General features: G+C 72.4%; 18 protein-coding genes. 2 read left to right on the top strand and 16 right to left on the bottom strand.

The window, feature by feature from the left end; translation table 11 throughout:
• Positions 1-80: 80 nt before the first annotated feature.
• Both L3078_RS20755 and L3078_RS20750 read left to right on the top strand, forming a co-directional pair.
• Entirely contained in the window at positions 81-1,268 is a 1,188-nt protein-coding gene (locus L3078_RS20755) for an NADH:flavin oxidoreductase (protein ID WP_420864177.1), read from the top strand.
• A gap of 230 nt (positions 1,269-1,498) precedes the next feature.
• Positions 1,499-2,137, top strand: coding sequence for a superoxide dismutase family protein (locus tag L3078_RS20750; RefSeq protein WP_239755466.1), 639 nt, complete (start codon positions 1,499-1,501; stop codon positions 2,135-2,137).
• A 47-nt stretch (positions 2,138-2,184) separates the two neighbouring features.
• Here the strand turns inward: L3078_RS20750 and L3078_RS44615 are convergent, their stop codons facing one another.
• The 16 genes from L3078_RS44615 to L3078_RS20675 all read right to left on the bottom strand — a co-directional run bounded on the left by L3078_RS44615 (position 2,185) and on the right by L3078_RS20675 (position 18,059).
• Positions 2,185-2,310: a hypothetical protein gene (locus tag L3078_RS44615; protein WP_275593159.1), complete on the bottom strand. Its 126-nt coding sequence runs from the start codon at positions 2,308-2,310 to the stop codon at positions 2,185-2,187.
• Between the two features lie 167 nt (positions 2,311-2,477).
• Positions 2,478-2,699 carry an acyl-CoA carboxylase subunit epsilon gene (locus L3078_RS20745; RefSeq protein ID WP_239755465.1) on the bottom strand — a complete coding sequence of 74 codons (222 nt, stop codon included), beginning with the start codon at positions 2,697-2,699 and terminating at the stop codon, positions 2,478-2,480.
• 13 nt (positions 2,700-2,712) lie between these two features.
• The gene (locus L3078_RS20740) at positions 2,713-4,290 is read right to left on the bottom strand and encodes an acyl-CoA carboxylase subunit beta (protein WP_239755464.1); all 1,578 of its coding nucleotides are present in this window, start codon (positions 4,288-4,290) and stop codon (positions 2,713-2,715) included.
• Between the two features lie 62 nt (positions 4,291-4,352).
• Positions 4,353-5,192, bottom strand: coding sequence for a 4'-phosphopantetheinyl transferase family protein (locus L3078_RS20735; RefSeq protein ID WP_239755463.1), 840 nt, complete (start codon positions 5,190-5,192; stop codon positions 4,353-4,355).
• Positions 5,182-6,495, bottom strand: coding sequence for an MFS transporter (locus L3078_RS20730; protein WP_420864081.1), 1,314 nt, complete (start codon positions 6,493-6,495; stop codon positions 5,182-5,184). The genes L3078_RS20735 and L3078_RS20730 overlap by 11 nt, the downstream gene beginning before the upstream one ends.
• A complete protein-coding gene (locus L3078_RS20725; protein ID WP_239755462.1) occupies positions 6,453-7,373 on the bottom strand; it encodes an alpha/beta hydrolase in 921 nt (306 codons plus the stop codon). The genes L3078_RS20730 and L3078_RS20725 overlap by 43 nt, the downstream gene beginning before the upstream one ends.
• Before the next feature lie 33 nt (positions 7,374-7,406).
• Entirely contained in the window at positions 7,407-7,901 is a 495-nt protein-coding gene (locus L3078_RS20720) for a nuclear transport factor 2 family protein (protein ID WP_239755461.1), read from the bottom strand.
• 229 nt (positions 7,902-8,130) lie between these two features.
• The gene (locus L3078_RS20715) at positions 8,131-9,699 is read right to left on the bottom strand and encodes an MFS transporter (RefSeq protein WP_239755460.1); all 1,569 of its coding nucleotides are present in this window, start codon (positions 9,697-9,699) and stop codon (positions 8,131-8,133) included.
• Between the two features lie 74 nt (positions 9,700-9,773).
• Complete coding sequence (locus L3078_RS20710) at positions 9,774-11,009, bottom strand: NAD(P)/FAD-dependent oxidoreductase (protein ID WP_239755458.1); 1,236 nt, start codon at positions 11,007-11,009, stop codon at positions 9,774-9,776.
• Positions 11,010-11,044: 35 nt separating this feature from the next.
• Positions 11,045-11,470 carry an ester cyclase gene (locus tag L3078_RS20705; protein WP_239755457.1) on the bottom strand — a complete coding sequence of 142 codons (426 nt, stop codon included), beginning with the start codon at positions 11,468-11,470 and terminating at the stop codon, positions 11,045-11,047.
• A gap of 36 nt (positions 11,471-11,506) precedes the next feature.
• On the bottom strand, positions 11,507-12,190 hold the full coding sequence (locus tag L3078_RS20700) for an antibiotic biosynthesis monooxygenase family protein (RefSeq protein ID WP_239755456.1): 684 nt from the start codon (positions 12,188-12,190) through the stop codon (positions 11,507-11,509).
• A 68-nt stretch (positions 12,191-12,258) separates the two neighbouring features.
• Positions 12,259-13,281, bottom strand: coding sequence for an acetylserotonin O-methyltransferase (locus L3078_RS20695; RefSeq protein ID WP_239755455.1), 1,023 nt, complete (start codon positions 13,279-13,281; stop codon positions 12,259-12,261).
• 100 nt (positions 13,282-13,381) lie between these two features.
• Positions 13,382-15,568, bottom strand: a complete 2,187-nt coding sequence (locus L3078_RS20690) for an aminotransferase class III-fold pyridoxal phosphate-dependent enzyme (protein ID WP_239755454.1) — start codon at positions 15,566-15,568, stop codon at positions 13,382-13,384.
• A 4-nt stretch (positions 15,569-15,572) separates the two neighbouring features.
• Positions 15,573-15,770 (bottom strand): ferredoxin, encoded by a 198-nt coding sequence (locus tag L3078_RS20685; RefSeq protein ID WP_239755453.1) that lies wholly within the window; start codon positions 15,768-15,770, stop codon positions 15,573-15,575.
• Positions 15,771-15,803: 33 nt separating this feature from the next.
• The gene (locus L3078_RS20680; RefSeq protein ID WP_239755452.1) at positions 15,804-16,982 is read right to left on the bottom strand and encodes a cytochrome P450; all 1,179 of its coding nucleotides are present in this window, start codon (positions 16,980-16,982) and stop codon (positions 15,804-15,806) included.
• Positions 16,983-17,264: 282 nt separating this feature from the next.
• On the bottom strand, positions 17,265-18,059 hold the full coding sequence (locus L3078_RS20675; protein ID WP_239755451.1) for a maleylpyruvate isomerase N-terminal domain-containing protein: 795 nt from the start codon (positions 18,057-18,059) through the stop codon (positions 17,265-17,267).
• Positions 18,060-18,074 lie beyond the last annotated feature (15 nt).

The raw sequence follows: 18,074 nt of genomic DNA, 5'->3' as shown, positions 1-18,074 counted from the left end.
CACAGCGGACGGGGGTGCGGCGGCGGAATTCCGTGCGAGGAGGGGCGGTTGTGCGAGGAGGCACCGCTATATGCGTGCGCATGGAATGCATCCCGCTCTCGTCTCCCCTTCTCAGGAGTCCCCACGTGACCACCGCTTCCACCGCCCCCACCACTGGTTCCACCTCCCGTGCCGCCGAGATCCTGTCCCGGCCCGTCACGATCAACGGGCTGACCATCCCCAACCGGATCGCGATGGCGCCCATGACGCGGACGTTCTCGCCCGGTGGCGTGCCGGGGGCGGACGTGGCCTCCTACTACGGGCGCCGGGCGGCCGCGGGCGTCGGGCTGATCGTGACCGAGGGGACGTACGTCGGGCACGAGACGGCGGGGGATCTCGACCGGGTGCCCCGGTTCGCCGGTGAGGAGCAGCTCGCGGGGTGGGCGAAGGTCGTGGAGGCCGTGCACGCCGGGGGCGGCACGATCGTGCCGCAGCTGTGGCACATCGGGACCGTCCGGCAGCAGGGCAAGCTCTTCCCCGACGCGCCCGTGTTCGGCCCGTCCGGGCTGCGGGTCGACGGCACCCCGGCCGAGGGCGGCCGGGCCATGACCCAGGCCGACATCGACGAGGTCATCGCGGCCTTCGCCAAGTCCGCCGCCGAGGCCGAGCGCATCGGCATGGACGGCGTCGAGATCCACGGCGCCCACGGCTACCTCGTCGACCAGTTCCTCTGGGAGCGCACCAACCGCCGTACGGACGCCTACGGCGGTGACCCGGTCGCCCGGACGAAGTTCGCGGCGGAGATCGTGGCCGCCGTACGGGACTCCGTGTCCGCAGACTTCCCCGTCATCTTCCGCTACTCGCAGTGGAAGCAGGAGGCGTACGACGCGCGCCTCGCGGAGACGCCCAAGGAGCTGGAGGCGGTGCTGAGCCCGCTGGTGGCGGCCGGTGTCGACGCCTTCCACGCGTCCACGCGCCGTTACTGGCAGGCGGAGTTCGAGGGTTCCGAGCTGAACCTCGCGGGCTGGACGAAGAAGCTCACCGGCAAGCCCACCATCACGGTCGGCTCGGTCGGCCTGGACGGGGAGTTCCTCGCCGCGTTCGCCGGCGAGAACGCGTCGACGAAGGCCATCGACGATCTGCTGGACGGGCTGGAGGCCGAGGAGTTCGACCTCGTCGCCGTGGGCCGTGCGCTGCTCCAGGACCCCGAGTGGGCGGCGAAGGTGCTCGACGGCCGCTTCGACGAGCTGAAGGCGTTCGAGCCGTCGGCGCTGGGTTCGCTCAGCTGAGTCACCGCCGGGTGAGTCACCGCCGGGTGAGCCGCCGCCACGCCGGGGATCTTTCGCCAAGTCTCCCCAGTACCCGGCGGTAGCGAGCCAATTCCGTCATATGTGTCGTTGTAGTGTCGTGGCACAGCGCCGTCGGCGCCCCAACTCCGTTGATAACACCGGTAGTTGGGGCGCCGACGTGCTGATCATCCCATGATGGTCCCCTTCCCCCACGAATCGGACGAGATCCCATGGCACGACACAAGCTCACCCTCAAGCACAAGCGGTTCATCGCGGCCGGTGCCGTCGTCGCGGCGATCGCCGGCGGCCTCGGCGTCGCCGCGAACGCGGGCGCCAGCGAGACGGTCGAGAAGACGACGGCCGAGAAGAAGGCGCCGGTGGCGAAGGTCGTCGTGAAGACGGTGTTCGCCCCGGCCGCCACCGCCGACGTGGCGCCCGCCGTCACCTACGACACCGCGCTGGTGCCGGTCGCCGGGCGGGTGCAGGTCAAGGAGGAGCTGCGGCGCGACGGCGGTACGCGGATCGAGCTGCGGCTGCGGGACCTCGCCGCGAACCGTGTCTACGGCGCCCACGTCCACACCAAGCCCTGCGGCGAGCTGCCCGCCGACGCCGGGCCGCACTACCAGGACGAGCTGGACCCGAAGCAGCCGTCCGTCGACCCCGCGTACGCCAACCCCGAGAACGAGGTGTGGCTGGACGTGCGGACCAACAAGGACGGTTCGGCGCGTTCGATCGCCGCCGTCGACTGGCGGTTCCGGGACGGCGGGGCCCGGTCGGTGGTCCTGCACGCGGCGGCCACCTCCACGCACGAGGGTCACGCGGGGACGGCCGGGGCGCGGCTGGCCTGCGTGAACGTGCCGTTCAAGTAGGAGTCTCCCGCAGGGAACCCGCGGGCGCGGCCGGTAGCCGGTAGTGGTCAGTCGGCGTAGTCCTTGAGCTTCTCGGCATCGAGCGTGATGCTCAGGGGCGCCGGGATCTCGACGGTCGCGCCCACCGGTGGGACTCGGTCCGCCGGTACCGGCCGTCCTTCGGTTCGGTGCACACGGCAAAAAACAACACGACACCACCTGAGTCGGCCGCACAGGCCACGCGGCGACGGACGGACGTCCTCGGGCAGGCCGGCCGCTCAGTGGCGCCCAGCCAGCGCAGCGGCTCCGGCTCCCACGTGCGCACCCGGTGCCCGACCCGGCAGTTCGGGATGACGAGACGTCAGGCGCCGGTGCGCCAGGTGCGCGGGCCCTGGAAGCCGGGCGTGCGCTCCGGGCGGGTCCAGGTCGCCCGGGGCCGGGGCCGGGGGCGGCGGGAGGTGTCGTACGGGCCGGTCGTGGTGGTGGTGCGGGCGAGGAGCACCGCGGTGATCGCGGCCAGCTCCTCCGGGCTCGGGCTGCCCTTCTCCACGCGGAGCACCGACGTCTCCCGGATGTCCTGCATGGTCGCTCCTCGGTCACTGGGGTGGGTTGCCGTGCTTGCGGCGGGGGAGGCCGGCGTCCTTGGCGGTCAGCATCGACAGGGCGCTGATGAGCGTCGCGCGGGTGTCGGCCGGGTCGATGACGTCGTCGACCAGCCCGCGCTCGGCCGCGTAGTACGGGTGGACGAGGTTGCGCTTGTACTCGTTGATCTTCTGGGCGCGCATCGCCTCCGGGTCGTCGGCCGCGGCGATCTCACGGCGGAAGACGACGCCGGCGGCGCCCTCGGCACCCATGACGGCTATCTCGTTGGCGGGCCAGGCCAGCGCGACGTCCGCGCCGATGGAGCGCGAGTCCATCACGATGTAGGCGCCGCCGTACGCCTTGCGCAGCACCACCGAGATACGGGGCACGGTGGCGTTGCAGTACGCGTACAGCAACTTGGCGCCGCGCCGGATGATGCCCTCGTGCTCCTGGTCCACGCCCGGCAGGAAGCCCGGCACGTCCACCAGCGTGACCAGCGGGATGTTGAAGGCGTCGCAGAACTGCACGAACCGCGCGCCCTTCTCGCTCGCCCTGATGTCGAGTACCCCGGCCATGGCGCCGGGCTGGTTGGCGACGACGCCGACCGTACGCCCGTCCAGGTGGGCGAGCGCGCACACGAGGTTGGTCGCCCAGGCGGCGTGCACCTCCATGAACTCGCCGTCGTCGACGATCTCCTCGATGACGTCACGGACATCGTAGGAGCGGTTGCCGTCGGTGGGGACCAGGTCGAGCAGCGCCGGGCAGCGTCGGTCGGCCGGGTCCTCGCTCGGCAGCTCCGGCGGCAGCTCGCGGTTGTTGGAGGGCAGTAGGGACAGCAAGTACCGCACCTCGGCGAGGCAGGTCTCCTCGTCGTCGTAGACGAAGTGGGCCACGCCCGAGGTGGCGCCATGCACGTCGGCACCGCCCAGGCCGTTCTGGGTGATCTCCTCGCCGGTCACCGTCTTCACCACATCCGGACCGGTGATGAACATCTGCGAGATGTCCCGGACGGCGAACACGAAATCGGTCAGCGCCGGGCTGTAGGCGGCGCCGCCCGCGCACGGGCCCAGCATTACGCTGATCTGCGGGATGACGCCCGAGGCCTGGGTGTTGCGGCGGAAGATCCCGCCGTATCCGGCGAGGGCCGAGACGCCCTCCTGGATACGGGCCCCGGCCCCGTCGTTCAGGGACACCAGCGGCGCGCCCGCCGCCAGGGCCATGTCCATGATCTTGTGGATCTTCTGGGCGTGCGCCTCGCCGAGCGCGCCGCCGAAGATGCGGAAGTCGTGCGCGTACACGAAGATCGTGCGGCCCTCGACCGTACCCCAGCCGGTGACCACACCGTCGGTGTACGGCTTCTTGCGCTCCAGGCCGAAACCGGTGGCCCGGTGTCGGCGCAGCGCCTCGATCTCGGTAAAGCTGCCCTTGTCCAGCAGGAGTCCGATGCGCTCGCGGGCGGTCAGCTTGCCCTTGGCGTGCTGCCGCTCGGTGGCCGCCGGGTCGGAGCCGTCCAGGGTGAGCCGCTTCAGCCGGGCCAGTTCCTCCAGGTGGTCCTGGACGGCGGTGGCGGAAGCGGACGGGGACGTGGTCATGGGGTCTCTCCCTCACTTTCCTGTGCGGGTTGCGGTGCGGGTTCCTGTGCTTCCGATGCCGGTCACTGTGCGCGGACGGTGCTGCGCCAGGCGGGCACGGCGGCGGTGATCAGCTCGGCGGCGTCGTCGGTGTGCAGGGACTCGAGGGGCAGCGCCCACAGGGTCGCCAGGTGGTCGGTACGGGTGTGCAGCGCCACGGCGGTGGCATGGCCGGGAGCGCCGGGCACGTCGGCGACGAGCCATCCGGCGGGGCGGGCGCGGAGGTCGCCGCCCAGATAGTCGGTGCCGGGCCCGCGCGCGAGCCCCGTGCCCAGACCCTTGAGGTACGCCTCCTTGCGGGCCCACACCCGCGCGAATTCGGCGGGGCGCTCGCTCGGCGGCAGTCCGGTGAGCTCCCGCCGCTCCCGTAAGTGCAGCGCGGCCAGGCACAGCTCGGCGGCCTCCGGCGACGGCACGCGCTGGACATCGGCTCCCACCGGCACCCCGGCGAGCGCGACGAGCGCGCGGCCATGGCTGTGCGAGAGGGAGAAGTGCAGCGGCGGCGGGCTGCCCGGCAGCACCGGCCGGCCGTGCGGCCCCCCGCAGCGGGGGCACGGGTCCCTGCCGAACACCACCCGGGCGGGCTCGGTCCCCAGGTACACGGCGAGCACCCGGCGCAGCGCCAGATGCGCCGACACGTACCGCAGCCGGTCCCGCCCGCGCACGAAGGCGGCGGCCCGCTTCCGTTCCCGCGCGTCGAGTTCGCCGGTCGGCAGGGACGGACGGGCGTCGTCCGTCCAGGGGACGTACGACGCCCATAGATGCACCTGCGCGGGCCCGAGGACGCGCGCCGGGGCCGGCGGCACGACACGGTGGCCGGGGAGCGGGCCGCGCCGGGGGCCGCCGAGAGGCTCAGCCGTCATGGGGGACCTGCCTCTCGCCGGGGCCGTCGTACGCCGGACGGGCGCGCTGGACTGCGTACGCGAGGACCGCCGCAGCCAGGGACGCGAGGCCGCCCGCGTAGAGGCCGGAGCGGGCGCCGAACTCCTGGGAGAGCCGGCCGACCACGAGGGCGCCCAGAGGTGTGGAGCCCTGGAGTACGAGGGTGTAGAGGGCCATGACCCGGCCCCGGTAGCGCGGGTCGCTGCCGAGCTGGATGCGGTGGTTCGCGGCCTGGGCGAAGTAGACGGCGGCGAAGCCGGTGAGCGCCACCGGCAGGGCGGCGGCGGACGGCCCGGGCGCACCGCCCGCAGCGGTGGTGAGCAGTCCGAACGCGAACGCCGAGACGATCACCGTACGGCTGGAGGGGCGCCCGCGACGTGCGGTGGTGGCCAGCGCGGCCAGCAGCGATCCCGCGGCGAACGCGGTCGTCAGCAACCCGAAGGCGGCGGCGTCCGAGTGGAACACGGTCTTGGCCATCAGCGGCAGGGTCAGCTGGAAGTTGAGCCCGAACATACCGACCACCGCGACCAGCGCCATGGGCAGCAGCAGGTCCTGGCGGCCCGTTACATGCCGCAAACCGTCGAGGATCCGGGGGCGGCTGCCCGGCTCGTCCGCCCGGTGCAGCTCGGCCGGACGCATCCGGTGCAGGCCCGCGACGGTGGCCAGGTAGCTGGCCGCGTTGAGCAGCATGACCGACCCGGTGCCGGCCGCGCCGATCAGCGGCCCGGCAACGGCCGGGCCGACAACCCGGGCGACGTTGAAGTACGCCGCGCTGAGCGCCGACGCGTTGGGCAGCAGCTCGGCTCCCACCATCTCGCCGACGAAGGACATCCGGGTGGGCACCTCGACGGCGTTCACGGCCCCGAGTCCCAGGGCGAACAGCCAGACGTGCCACAGCCGGACCGTTCCTGACAGCACCAGCACGCCCAGTGCCGCGGCCATGGCGCCCGAGGCCAGGTTGGCGGCGATGAGCAGCAGGCGCTTGTCGTGGCGGTCTGCGAGTCGGCCGCCGTGGAGGGTGAACAGCATCAGAGGGGCGAACTGCAGGGCGGTGACGGCGGCGAGGGCGGTCGCCGAGTCGTCGGTCAGCGCCAGCACGAGCCAGTCCTGGGCCGTGATCATCATCCAGGTGCCGGCGACGGACAGGACCTGCCCGGCGGCGAAGAGCCGGAAGTTGCGCACGGACAGGGACCGGAACATCCCGGCGGGGCCGAACCGTCCGGTGGCCGGCCTGCGGTCGGTCAGCACGGTGCGGTCGCCGCCTCGGGCCGCCGCGCCAGGCACTCCTCCAGGAAGGCCAGCGCCCGCAGGTGGTAGGCGCGGGCGGCCAGGCCGAGGCTGATGTTGTGCCCCGCTGCGCCGAGTCGGTCGACCACCACCCGGGGAGCGGCCAGCAGCGCTCGGAGTCCGGCGACGGCCTCGTCGTCGTGGCGCCACAGCGACTCATACTCGGCGAAGGTCAGTCGGACCGGCACCCGTACCCGGGCCGCGACCTCGGGAAAGACCCGTGGCCAGCGCGGGAGTTCGGCGACTTCCCGGGCGGGCATCGGGGCGACCAGGCCCTGGCTGAGGCTGAAGGTGCCGGGGGGATACAAGCCCGGAGGTCCCCAGCTGCGCTGCGGGCGCACGCGTCCGTCCGCGCCCGGGAGGTCCTTCTCGGGTACGGCGTAACGGTGTCCGCAGCCCGACACGTCCAGGCCAAGCAGCCTGCCCCGGTCGTCGTCGGCGGCGGCGGTCAGGGCGAGTTTGCCGCCGTAGGAGTGGGCGAGGAGGAAGAGGCCGCCGCCCGTCTCGTACCGCCCGGCGAAGTCGTCCAGGGCCGCACGCAGGGTCATGGACTGCTCGGTGAGAGTCTGCCCGTCGGGGAAGACAGGGGCGGAGGCGCCGTAGCCCGGGCGGTCGACGGCGAGGACGGTCAGGCCCAGGCGCGCCCCAAGGGTGAGCAGGGACAGGTCGGGGCGGGCCTGGCCGTCGAAGTAGCCGGCCGTCATGCCGCCGCCGTGCAGCGCGACGACCGCGGCGCGGGGCAGGCCACCGGTCGGCTCGGCGAGCAGGGCCGACAGGGGGACGCCGGAGGCGTCCAGGGTGACGCGGCGCACGCCGGGGGACAGGCCGGGCGCGGTGGGGACGGACGCGGAGGTCCGGCGGGTGGGGCTGGACATGGGTCTCCTGGGGGCGTCGGCGCCGTCGAGCGGTCAGGTGCGGGGCACCGGGGGCTCTCCGGTGGACCACACGAGCCGGAAGGAGAGGTGGCTGAAGCGCCATCCGTCCTCGTCAAGGCGGGCCTCGCCGTGGGCGGAGGTTCCCGTGGTGAACAGGGCCTCGGACGGCAGGACCTGCGTCGAGATCAGGTTGGCGCGCACGGTGGCGTGGCCGTCGCCGAGATCCACGACCGCGCCGGAGTTCAGGTGCTGCGTGCGCGCGAACTTCGCCATCGCCGTGCGGTGGAACTCCGCCAGCCCCTCGATCCCCTCGTGCCGGGCCATCGGGAACTCCACGCAGGCGTCGGCCGTGAACAAGGACGCGGCCCAGTCGTCGTCGGTCCGCCGCTCGTCGAGGCCGACGAGGTAGCGGTCCAGGAGCGCGCCGACCTCCAGCCGGTGGACGAGCCGGGTGACGTTCTCGTCGGTGGCCGGGACGGTGGACGTACGGACAGTCGGGAGCGCGGGTTTCGTCTCGGACAAGGGCATGATCGGCTCCAGCTTCCGCGCTGCGCGCGATGGGTGGGTGCGGACGGGGGCTCGGGTGGGCAGGGTCCGGGGTTCTCTGTCGTGAGGCGCCGGGCTAGTGGGTGGGGTGGAGGCGGGCTTCGGACAGGTGGGGCGGCGCGTACCGGCTTCGGACAGGCGGCGCGCGTACGGGCTCGGAAGGGTCGGGACGGGTCAGGTCGGTCGGGCCATGGGTCCGGTGGATGTGGCGTCAGGTGCGGACCGTGCTCTGGTCCCGGTGATCCGCGGGCGCGCTGTGCCGCGGTACCCGGCGGAGTACGGCCGCGGCCACGACGGCACCGCAGAGCAGCAGGGCCGCGCCCGCCCCCGCCGCCACGCGCAGGCCGTCGGTGAAGGCCTGGCCGGCCGCCGCCAGGACGTCGGCGGGCAGGTCGGCCGCCGCGCCCTTGGCGCCGCCCATCGTGGCCCGTGCGGTGTCGGCCGCCTCGGACCGTCCCGCGGAATCGGCGAGCACGTCCTCCATGCCGCGCCGGTACACGAATGTCGCGCAGCTGCCGAGCAGCGCGATGCCGAGGGCGATGCCGAGTTCCTGGGTGGTCTCGGAGATCGCGGACGCGGCGCCCGTGCGCTCGGGCGGTGCCGCTCCAACGACCACGTCGACACCGAGGGCCAGCACAGGCATGACACCGCCGAAGAGACACACCAGCGCGCCGATCACGATCCCGAGCTCCGCCCTGCCGCCCCCGGCCAGGGCCAGCACGGCCAGGCCGAGCGCGGCCGAGGTCATGCCGCCCGCGATCACCGGCCCCTGCCGCACCCGATTCGCCAGGGCCGGGGCGAGCATGGTCGTCACCACGCCGACCAGGAACGGCGGCAGGGTCCACAGGCCGGCCTCGAACGGCGTGAGGTCGAGGACGAGTTGCAGGTACTGCGAGGCCAGATACCCCATGCCGCCGACGGCGACCGCGCCGACGGTCAGGGCGAGCAGCGCGACCCGCACCGTGCGCCCGGCGAACAGACCGAGGTCGATCAGCGGGTCCGGCAGTGTGCGCTGCCGTCGGACGAAGAGCAGCAGGCCCAGCGCCCCGGCCGCCATCGCCAGCACGGGAACCGGCGCGGGACCGCTCTCCGCTGCCTTCTTCAGGCCGTACATCCCGCTGAGCACCGCCGCCAGCGCCAGCAGGGCACTCGTGAGGTCGAGCCGCCCGGTCGCCGTGGTGTCGCGGTACTCGGGCAGCAGGGCCGGTCCCGCCACGAGCAGAAGCAGCATCACAGGGACGCCGATGAGGAAGGCGGCGCCCCACCAGAAGGTCCCGAGCAGCGCGCCTCCGATCAGCGGCCCGATCGCCGAGCCGGCCATGAAGCTCATGAACCACAGGGAGATGGCCCGGGTCCGTTGCCCGGGGTCGTGGAACATGTGGCGGATCAGCGCGACGGTGGACGGGGCGAGCGTCGCGCCGCACACGCCGAGCAGGGCGCGGGCCGCGATGAGCGCCCCGGGGCTGGTGGCGAACGCGGCGAGCACCGAGGCGACCCCGAATCCCGCCGCGCCCAGGAGCAGCAGCCGACGGCGGCCGATCCGGTCGCCCAGCGTGCCCATCAGGACCAGGAAGCCCGCGATCATGAATCCGTAGACGTCGACGATCCACAGCAGCTGGGCGCTGCTGGGGCGCAGTTCGGCGCTGAGCGCGGGTACCGCCAGGTGCAGCACCGTCAGGTCCATCGACACGAGCATGGCGGGCAGGGCGAGCAGCGCGAGGCCGGTCCACTCGCGCCGCCCGGCGCGGGGGAGGTCGTCGGCTGTCTCGTCGGGGGGCATGGGGTCTCCTTCGCCGCCTTGCGGCTTCAGTGGGGCGGTCCGGTCGGGACGGGCCGGGTGCCGGCCCGCTCCGCTCAGCTCCCCGCGGGGGCGGGCTCGCCGAGTCCGGCCAGGGCCTCGGCCCAGGTGGCACGCCGGGCGATGACCGTGCGCAGGCGCATGACGGCACGGCGCTGGTTCAGGCCGAGGGCGCCGATCAGCCGTTGGCCGCGCCGGTAGAGGGCGAGGAAGCCGTCGGAGTCGGTGTCGCCGGCGACGACCTCGACGTGGTCGGCGTGCGGGGCGCCGACGAACTGGACACGGTGCTCGGCCCAGTCCGACCAGAAGTACGGCACGGTCGAGCACTCCGCGGCCGGGCCCGCGCCGATCGCGTTGCGGGCGGCCAGGGCACCCTGCTCCGCGGCCGTCGTCCAGTGTTCGAGGCGGACGGTCCGGTCGAGCACCGGGTTGAACCACCGAGCCACGTCCCCCGCGGCGTACACGCCGGGCGCGCTGGTGCGCAGGTACCGGTCGCAGACCACGCCGTCGTCCAGGTCGAGGCCGGACCCGGCCAGCCAGTCCGTGGCCGGGCGCGCCCCGATGCCCACGACGACGAGGTCCGCGGGCAGCACGGTGCCGTCGGTGAGCCGGACCGCGGTGACCCGGTCCCCGCCGCCCTCCACCGCCTCGACCGCGGTGCCGCAGCGCAGGTCGATGCCGCAGCGGCCGAGCAGCCCGCCCAGAACATCCCCCATCTCCTCGCCGACGGACCGTACGAGGGGCGTCGGTGCCGCTTCGAGGACAGTGACGCGGGCGCCCAGCGCCTGTGCGGTGCAGGCCACTTCGGCGCCGACGAACCCGGCGCCCACCACGACGATCCGGACGCCGGGGCGCAACGCGGCGTGCAGGGCGCGGGCGTCGTCGAGGGTGCGCAGCGTGTGCACGCCGCCCAGGCGCTCGGTGCCCGGCAGGGTGCGCGCGCTCACGCCGGTGGCGAGCACGGCCGCGGTGTAGGGAATGTCCTCGTCGCCGACCGTGACGGTCCGCGAGTCGGGGCGCAGCGCGGTCGCGGGGACGCCGAGGCGAAGGTCGACGCCGAGTTCCGAGCGCAGTGACGCTTCGCTGCTCAGGTAAGGCGGCGGCTGCTCCGGGCCGGTGCGCAGATACTCCTTCGACAGGGGCGGCCTGTTGTAGGGCGGGTGCGGTTCGGCGCCGACGAGGGTGACGGCACCGTCGAAGCCGGCCCGGCGCGCCGCTTCCACGGCACGCAGGCCGGCGACGTTGGCACCGACGACCACGAGACGGCCACCGCGAACGGTACGTGTGGGCACGGTGGTGGATCCTTCCCGGTCGGAGTCGGTCGGGGTCAGGCGGACGGCGGCTGGACGAGGCCGAGCTGTGTGAGGATGCCGAAGTCGTCGATCAGGCCCCAGCGTTCGACGACCTGACCACCCGCGAACCGGAAGATCTCCACCCCGCTGACCTCGAACCGGCGGCCGGTGGGCGGGATGCCGTGGAGCGCTGCCCGGTGGGTGCCGGACACGGTGAACGCCAGGGACACGTGGTCCTCGTCCCCGCTGATGTGCCGCGGTTCCAGGCGCAGGTCCGGGAAGGCCGACGTGAGCCCGGCGAAGAACTCCAGCAGCCCCTGACGGCCGGGGCCCTGGCCCGGGGCGAGGTCGTGGTCTACGGCGTCCTCGGAGAACAGCGTGTGGACGCCGTTCTCCGCGTCACCGGAGTTGATCAGTTCCACCGCCTGCTTCAGGACGGCGATGTTGTCCTCGCGCGCCATGTGCTGTCTCCTTGTCTCCCCTGGCCGGTCGGCCGTTCAGGCCTGCTGCCGGCTGCGCGTGTACACGACACGGTAGGTGTGGGCGCGCCGGGCCGTGATGATCTTGTCCACGGCGGCACGGATCTCCTGCTGCTCCACCGGCCGGTCCGACTCGCGCATGTGGTGGTAGGCGTCGTACGCCTCCTTGCTCGCCCACTGGGCGTACAGGACGATGAACGTCCCGTCGATGCCGCGGCAGATGCCGTGCGAGCGGTAGCCGGGCACCGTCATCAGCCACTCGTCGGGGCGGCCGAGGAGGCTCACCAGCTCGTCCTGGTGCTCCGGCGCGACCTCCATGACGATGATCACGGTCCAGTCGTCGCGGTCCGGCGAGATCTCGATCCGCTCCAGGTCCGGGTGGTGCTGGGAGAACACCACCTCGGTCTTGAGCAGGTGCACGGAGGTCGAGATCTGCTGGAACAGCGGCACCGTGTTGCTCTTGTACCTGTCGCCCGCGTACCGGTTCTCCAGGTCCTGCAGGCTGCGCCACTGGATGTAGTTGGCGGTGCCCGGCGCGTCCTCGCAGGCGTGCAAAGTCGACGACATCCAGCCGGGGAAGGTGTGGCCGGTGTCGATGATCGCGCGCATCTCCTCCAGAAGGCGCTCGTGGTTCTCCTGGTTGTCCGCCTCGAACATGTTGAAGACCGTCAGGTAGCCGTCGTGTGCCTTGATGAAGGGCATGGCCGTCCTCTTCCTTGGTGTTCCTCGGTGCCTCGGTGCCGTGCTTTTCCCGGTGGCCGGGCGGTGACCTAGGCGCGGACGGCTTCCACGACGCTGCACAGCCCGCCGCTGACGACCCGGGCCAGCTTCAGGCCGGACCGCTGGAAGAGCCCGTCGAACTCGGCGGCGGTGCGCTGGCTGCCCCCGCTGAGGACCAGCATGTCCAGGTCGACGAGCTTGACGAGGGGCGCGGGTTCGGTGCCGTCGGGGAGCGTCGCCTCGACCAGCAGCACCCGGCCGCCGGGCGCCAGCGCGCGCTCGCAGTGGGTGAGGATCCGCACGGACTGCTCGTCGTCCCAGTCGTGGATGATGTTCGACAGCACGAGCGCGTCGGCGCCGGACGGCACCGCCTCGAAGAAGTCGCCACTCACCAGCTCCACGCGGTCGCGCACGCCGGAGGCGTCGAACACCTCGCCGGCGCCCTCGATGACTTCGGGCCGGTCGAAGAGCACACCGCGGGTGCCCGGGGCGGCCTTGAGGATCTCCGTGAGCAACGTGCCGTGGCCGCCGCCGATGTCGGCGATCGTCGCGAAGGGCGTGAAGTCGTACGTGGTGACAACCTCGGCGATGACCTGGCGGGACAGCTCGGTCATGGCGTCGTCGAAGACGGTGCCCGTCTCGTCGTGGGCGTTGAAGTGGTCCCAGATCTCGGTGCCGTGGATCTTCGCGAAGGCGGGCGTGCCGGTGCGCACGGTCTCGGCCAGGCCGGACCAGGTCCAGCGGTCGGCCGGGGTGCTGACCCAGCGGGCGAAGTTGCGCATGGAGTTCGGCGAGTCGGTGCGCAGCGCGTCGCCCAGCTCCGTCGACTCGAAGACCCGGCCCTCGTGTTCGCGGAAGAGGTCGAAGTCGGCACAGGCGCGCAAGAGCCGGTAGAGGGTCGGCTCGTGGGCGCCGATCGCGGCAGCGAGCTCGGTCACCGTGCGCGGGCCGGAGCCGAGGTGGTCGGCGACCCCGAGGTCGGCGGCGGCGCTCACGGCCGCGGACATCCAGCTCGCGGTGGCGAGGTTGAGGACCTGCAGGTGAGGAGGCACGTCACTGGTCTGAGCCGGCATGGTCGGCACTTCCTTCTCGTGTGGTGGCGAGCTTCGTGGGGTGGCAGGGCAAGGACACGCGGGACGGCACGGCGCCGCGTACGGTGCGAGGGACGCGCGGTCAGGAGGGCACGGGCCGGACAGCAGGCGCGGTGGCGCGCACTTGGGGACGGGCCGCGCGGCCGATGAGGCGCCGGCTCAGGCGCGGGAACTTCGCGTGGAGCAGGCGGCCGACAGCGTAGCGGTAGATCATCAGCGGGGTGATGCCGCAGACGCCGGCCTCCAGGCGGGCGGCCAGCTCGCGCAGGTCCTCGGGATCGGCGGCGACACGGTGCCGGATGGCCAGCAGGGGCATGTACACCCCACAGCGCTGGTGGATCAGGTCCGACAGGGCCATGGTCAGCAGCGTGCCGGGCCCCGAGCCGTGCGGGAACGACAGAAGCCTGTGTCCCATCGTGAGCTTGAGGTGGGCATGGGCACCCGAGACGCCGCCGAGGACCTTCGAGGTGCGGCAGAGCCGGTCCAGCGCGGCCCGCAACTCGGCGTAGGCGGCGAGCTGTTCGGCGCGCTGGGACGGGTCGTCCACGGCGTCCAGGGCGTGCGCGGAGATGTGCGCCCCCAGGTTGTGGCGGAACTCGGTGCGCAGCCTGGCCACATGGGTGGGCGACGTCTCCTCGGCCCGGCTGCGCACCTGGTCGGAGACCATGACCACGGCGGCGGGCAGTGTCATGTCGCTGAGGGTCTTGCCGAGGGTGACGATGTCGGCTGTGCGCATCACGTCGGTGTGGGCGAGGTAGTGCTCGCCGGTGCGCCAGCCGCCGGTCAGCACCTCGTCCACGCCCACGAGGTAGCCGTGTGCGTCGCGGTGCCGGTCGATGGCCCGCACCAGGTCCGCCGGCAGCGGGCGGCACGCCGCTCCCTGGACGAGTTCGAACCAGACGAGGGCGACGTCCTCGGTGCGGAGCAGGGCGCGGAACCGGTCGACGGCGTCCGGGGCGAACGGGTCGATGTAGGCGAGGTGGGCGTAGTAAGGGCGGAAGGCGTCCGTGTCGGACTCGGTCTTCTGCGGGCCGTGCTTGCTCAGGTTGAGAGAGAACAGCGTCTTGCCGCCGTAGTTGCCGGTGAACGTGACGACGGTCCGGCGCTTCGGTGCGGCGAGCGCCGCCAGGGTGACCGCCGTGTGGTTGGCGACCGCGCCGCTGACCGAGGGGAAGGCGTGCGGCAGGCCGGTGAGGCGGGCGAGCCGGCGTTCCAGGTCGGCGAAGTAGTCGTGGCCGGGATCGTGCCGGTCCAGTACCTCGGGCACGAGGTCGGGCGGGTTGTGGCCGCGCAGGTTGCTGCCGAAGCCGCCGGCGCAGTCGATGACGTCCCGTCCGGCGCGGGTGGTGAGCCGCCCGCCCGAGGCGCGTACCGCGTCGATGTTGAGGTGGAAAACCTGCGCCATGCCGGCGATGTCGGGGTTGATGTGCCGGCCCCAGTACTCGACGGTCGTGCGCGGGTCGTCGTGGATGGCGCGCAGCACCTGACGGTGCGCCTCCGTGACGTGCCCCGCCTGCTCCAAGGCGTCCCGTACGAGGGAGGCGCACAGCGTGTTGCCCCCGTAGGTCGACGTGTGGGCGAAGCAGTCGACCCGGTTGTGCCACACCTGGTGGGCGGCCGGGGACATGGTCAGCACGCCGAACGGCACCTGGCGCCCGGAGAGGTTCTCGCCGAAGACCACCACGTCGGCGCCGACGGGGTTGGCGAACAGGTCCGGGGCGGACACGTCGAGTTCGGTGGCGCACAGCACCACCAGACCGCCTCGGTCGCGGCACCGGCCGGTCAGGTCCAGCAGGGCCGCGTCGTCCAGGTCGGTTTGGTCCTCGCGGACGACGACCACGGCCTCCCAGGCGACGGCGGGATGCCTGCGCCGGGCGTCCTCGGCCGAGGACACCGTCACCACGTGGGGGATCAGCGCCTCCTCGGTGCCCACGGCGAGCGGGTCCATGAACTCCTGGTAGCGGCCGTACTCGTCGATGAGCAGCACCCAGCCGCCCGCGTCGCGCCCGGCGCGGACGGCCGAGTGGCGGGCCAGCTTGATCGCGCCGGACAGGGCTTCCAGTCCGGAACTCAGCAGGTAGCTGACCCGGGGGCCGCCGGATCCGGCGGGGACGAGGGCGTCGAGCAGGTAGCCGAGTCCGGCCGCCGCGGAGTTGACGTAGTTGCTCGCCATCAGGAACGTGCACCGCTGTTCCCGGTTGTGCTCGGTCATCAGCTCCAGGGTGCGGCGGGTGACCGGCCGGAACACGGACTCCGTCGTGTGTTCCATGGCTTCAGTTCTCCATCTGCAGCGCGGCCACGGGGCAGGTGAGCACCGACTGCACGGCGGGCTCGTGCTGGTCGGCGGGCACGTCGCGGCCCTCCGCCAGGAAGATCAGGTCGCCCTGGTCGTCGAGTTGGAAGAGGGCGGGGGCGACCGCCTCGCACACCCCGTGCCCCTCACACCGCTCTCGGTCAACGGTCACCCTCATCGTGGGCCCCTCTCAAGCTATGGGAACAGGTCGTCAGACGTGCAGCGTGGCCGTGAGCGACTCCATGCCGCGGATGGTGTTGTGGCGACGCCAGACCGGCTCGCCGACCTCGATGTACTCCACCCGCCGGGCGAGTTCGGCGAGCAGGGCGTGCGCCTCCATGCGGGCGAGTCCCTGGCCCACGCAGCCGTGCAGTCCGTGACCGAAGGCCAAGTGGGCGGCGACGTTGGGGCGGTCGATGTCGAAGGCGTCCGGGTTCTCCCAGAAGCGCTCGTCGCGGTTTGCGGACGCGTACAGCAGGAACACACGGGAGCCGGCCGGGAGCGTCACGCCGTCGAATGTGTGGTCCCGGGTCACCAGGCGGCAGAAGCCCCGTGCGGGCGTCTCCAGGCGGACGATCTCGTTGAAGGCGCCCGGGATGAGCGTGTGGTCCTCGCGGATCCGCTTCCACTGCTCGGGGTGCGCGCCGAGCAGCCAGATCGCGGCGGCCAGCGCGCTCACCGTGGTGTCGAGGGACGGTACGAGGAAGTCGCCGAGCAGCGTCGGCAGCAGCTCCTGCGGCACCTCTCCGTCGTCCACGGCCGCCACCAGATTGGCGCCCCAGCTGTCCGGGCGCAGGTCGCGCGAGGCGGCCAGCTGGCCGAGGAACTCCCACAGTCCCTGCAGGACCGGCATCCCGGCCAGCGTCCGCTCGTTCATCGGGCCCAGGGCGTTGAAGCCGGCGGCCGCCCAGTCCAGGAGGTTGCCGCGTTCGGCCTCCGGCCAGCCGAGCAGGTCGGGCACCAGGGACACGGGGAAGCGCTGGGCGAAGTCGGCGACGGCGTCGAAGGTGCGGCGCTCGACGAGTTCGTCCACGAGGGCGGCCGCCCGCTCCTGGACGTGCTGCTCGTGCTGACGCAGTGCCTTCGGCGTCAGTTGCCGCCCGAGGACCCGGCGGATCCGGTCGTGCTCGGGCGGGTCGCTGGCGATGGTGCCGCCGGCCATGACGCGGTTGAGTTCCTCGCTCATCCCCACGCCCGACGCGGAGGAGAAGGTGCCGTGGTCGTGCAGGGCGTCGTACACCTCGCGGTAGCGGGGTACGGCGAAGGCTCCGTACTTCTCCATCCAGACCGCCGGCCCCGTGCCCCGCAGCGTGCGGTAGTTCTCGTACGGCTCCAGCACAGCCTCGTCGGTATACAGGTCCAGGTCGGTTGCGGGAGTCGTCACTGTCACGGCAGGCAGCCTTTCTCGTCGGTTTTTGCTGAGGCTTTCCACGACACACGAGAGGGGTGAATTCCCTTTCGGACCGCCCGAACGCAGCGGGGCGAAAACGCCGTTATGCAGTCCGCGAAGAACGCCCTGTCATTCTTTGCCGGCGCCGACAGGACGGTCAAGAACTGCTCTTACAGAGCTGTGCAAACTTGTGTTGCGCCGATGTCAGAGATTCCTCCGGGCCGGGAAAAGCAGAACCGGCGGACAAGGTGTCCGCCGGTTCTGAGGGAGCTGGAGGAGGGGTCAGAACCCCGGGAAGACCCTCCGCAGGTCGTCGAGCGTGACCCGGTCACTGGTCAACCGGACCTGCGCGGGCGTGTGTTCGGGATCGAGACGGCCCACCGTCAGGCGCAGCAGCGCCTCGGCGGGCAGTTCCAGTTCGCCGTCGGGATGCTGCGGGGTCTCAGAGAAGGAGACCGAATCCCCCAGTTCGAGGCCGAGGAGGCGCTCGGGGGCGGTGGTGCGCACGGCGAGGGAGAGCTTCCTGCCGTCGAGTGCCTCGGTGCGGCCCAGGAAGCCGATGAGCATGTCCAGCGGTTCGAAGAGGTGCTCCACGGCTTGCGGGGCGAGGTTCGCGCCCGGGTCGAACGCCACGTGGACGTCCCAGGCGTGGTAGGTGAACTCGCCCAGCCGCAGCCCCGTGACGCCGACGACGTCGAGCGGCGCGGGCAGGAAGCCGAGGTCGATGGTGAGGCCGGAGCGGGTGGCCTCGTCGAGGCCTTCGTACCGCTGCACCAGGGCCTCGTCCGCCTTGCGGAAGGAGTCGGCCTGCTGCCGGGCCGTCATGGCGTTCCAGCGGTCCCACACCCGCTCGTTGAACCCCCCGCCGGGCGCCGGCGAGACGGTGAGCGCCGCCTCCAGCATCGCGAGGCCGATCTCGGCGCCGCTGCCGAGATGGCTGAGGACCTGGGCGACGGTCCACTCGTGGGAGCCGGAGCGGCGGTTCAGGTCCGCCTCCGTCAACCCCGCCACGAAGGACGCGAGTTCGTCGTGGCCGGAGCGCAGCGCCGCTATCGGCGCGTCGGCTCGGGTGCCCATCTGTTACCTCCATCG

The organism is Streptomyces deccanensis (assembly GCF_022385335.1).
Taxonomy (GTDB): domain Bacteria; phylum Actinomycetota; class Actinomycetes; order Streptomycetales; family Streptomycetaceae; genus Streptomyces; species Streptomyces deccanensis.
The sequence above is the reverse complement of the archived record's forward strand: the minus strand, read 5'-3'. Positions and strand labels throughout refer to the sequence as shown.

Excerpts from the sequence above, each read along its gene's own strand:
- L3078_RS20755 (WP_420864177.1), top strand. The coding sequence starts at position 81 with ATGGAATGCATCCCGCTCTCGTCTCCCCTTCTCAGGAGTCCCCACGTG.
- L3078_RS20750 (WP_239755466.1), top strand. The coding sequence starts at position 1,499 with ATGGCACGACACAAGCTCACCCTCAAGCACAAGCGGTTCATCGCGGCC.
- L3078_RS20745 (WP_239755465.1), bottom strand. The coding sequence starts at position 2,699 with ATGCAGGACATCCGGGAGACGTCGGTGCTCCGCGTGGAGAAGGGCAGC.
- L3078_RS20740 (WP_239755464.1), bottom strand. The coding sequence starts at position 4,290 with ATGACCACGTCCCCGTCCGCTTCCGCCACCGCCGTCCAGGACCACCTG.
- L3078_RS20735 (WP_239755463.1), bottom strand. The coding sequence starts at position 5,192 with ATGACGGCTGAGCCTCTCGGCGGCCCCCGGCGCGGCCCGCTCCCCGGC.
- L3078_RS20725 (WP_239755462.1), bottom strand. The coding sequence starts at position 7,373 with ATGTCCAGCCCCACCCGCCGGACCTCCGCGTCCGTCCCCACCGCGCCC.
- L3078_RS20720 (WP_239755461.1), bottom strand. The coding sequence starts at position 7,901 with ATGCCCTTGTCCGAGACGAAACCCGCGCTCCCGACTGTCCGTACGTCC.
- L3078_RS20715 (WP_239755460.1), bottom strand. The coding sequence starts at position 9,699 with ATGCCCCCCGACGAGACAGCCGACGACCTCCCCCGCGCCGGGCGGCGC.
- L3078_RS20705 (WP_239755457.1), bottom strand. The coding sequence starts at position 11,470 with ATGGCGCGCGAGGACAACATCGCCGTCCTGAAGCAGGCGGTGGAACTG.
- L3078_RS20700 (WP_239755456.1), bottom strand. The coding sequence starts at position 12,190 with ATGCCCTTCATCAAGGCACACGACGGCTACCTGACGGTCTTCAACATG.
- L3078_RS20695 (WP_239755455.1), bottom strand. The coding sequence starts at position 13,281 with ATGCCGGCTCAGACCAGTGACGTGCCTCCTCACCTGCAGGTCCTCAAC.
- L3078_RS20690 (WP_239755454.1), bottom strand. The coding sequence starts at position 15,568 with ATGGAACACACGACGGAGTCCGTGTTCCGGCCGGTCACCCGCCGCACC.
- L3078_RS20685 (WP_239755453.1), bottom strand. The coding sequence starts at position 15,770 with ATGAGGGTGACCGTTGACCGAGAGCGGTGTGAGGGGCACGGGGTGTGC.
- L3078_RS20675 (WP_239755451.1), bottom strand. The coding sequence starts at position 18,059 with ATGGGCACCCGAGCCGACGCGCCGATAGCGGCGCTGCGCTCCGGCCAC.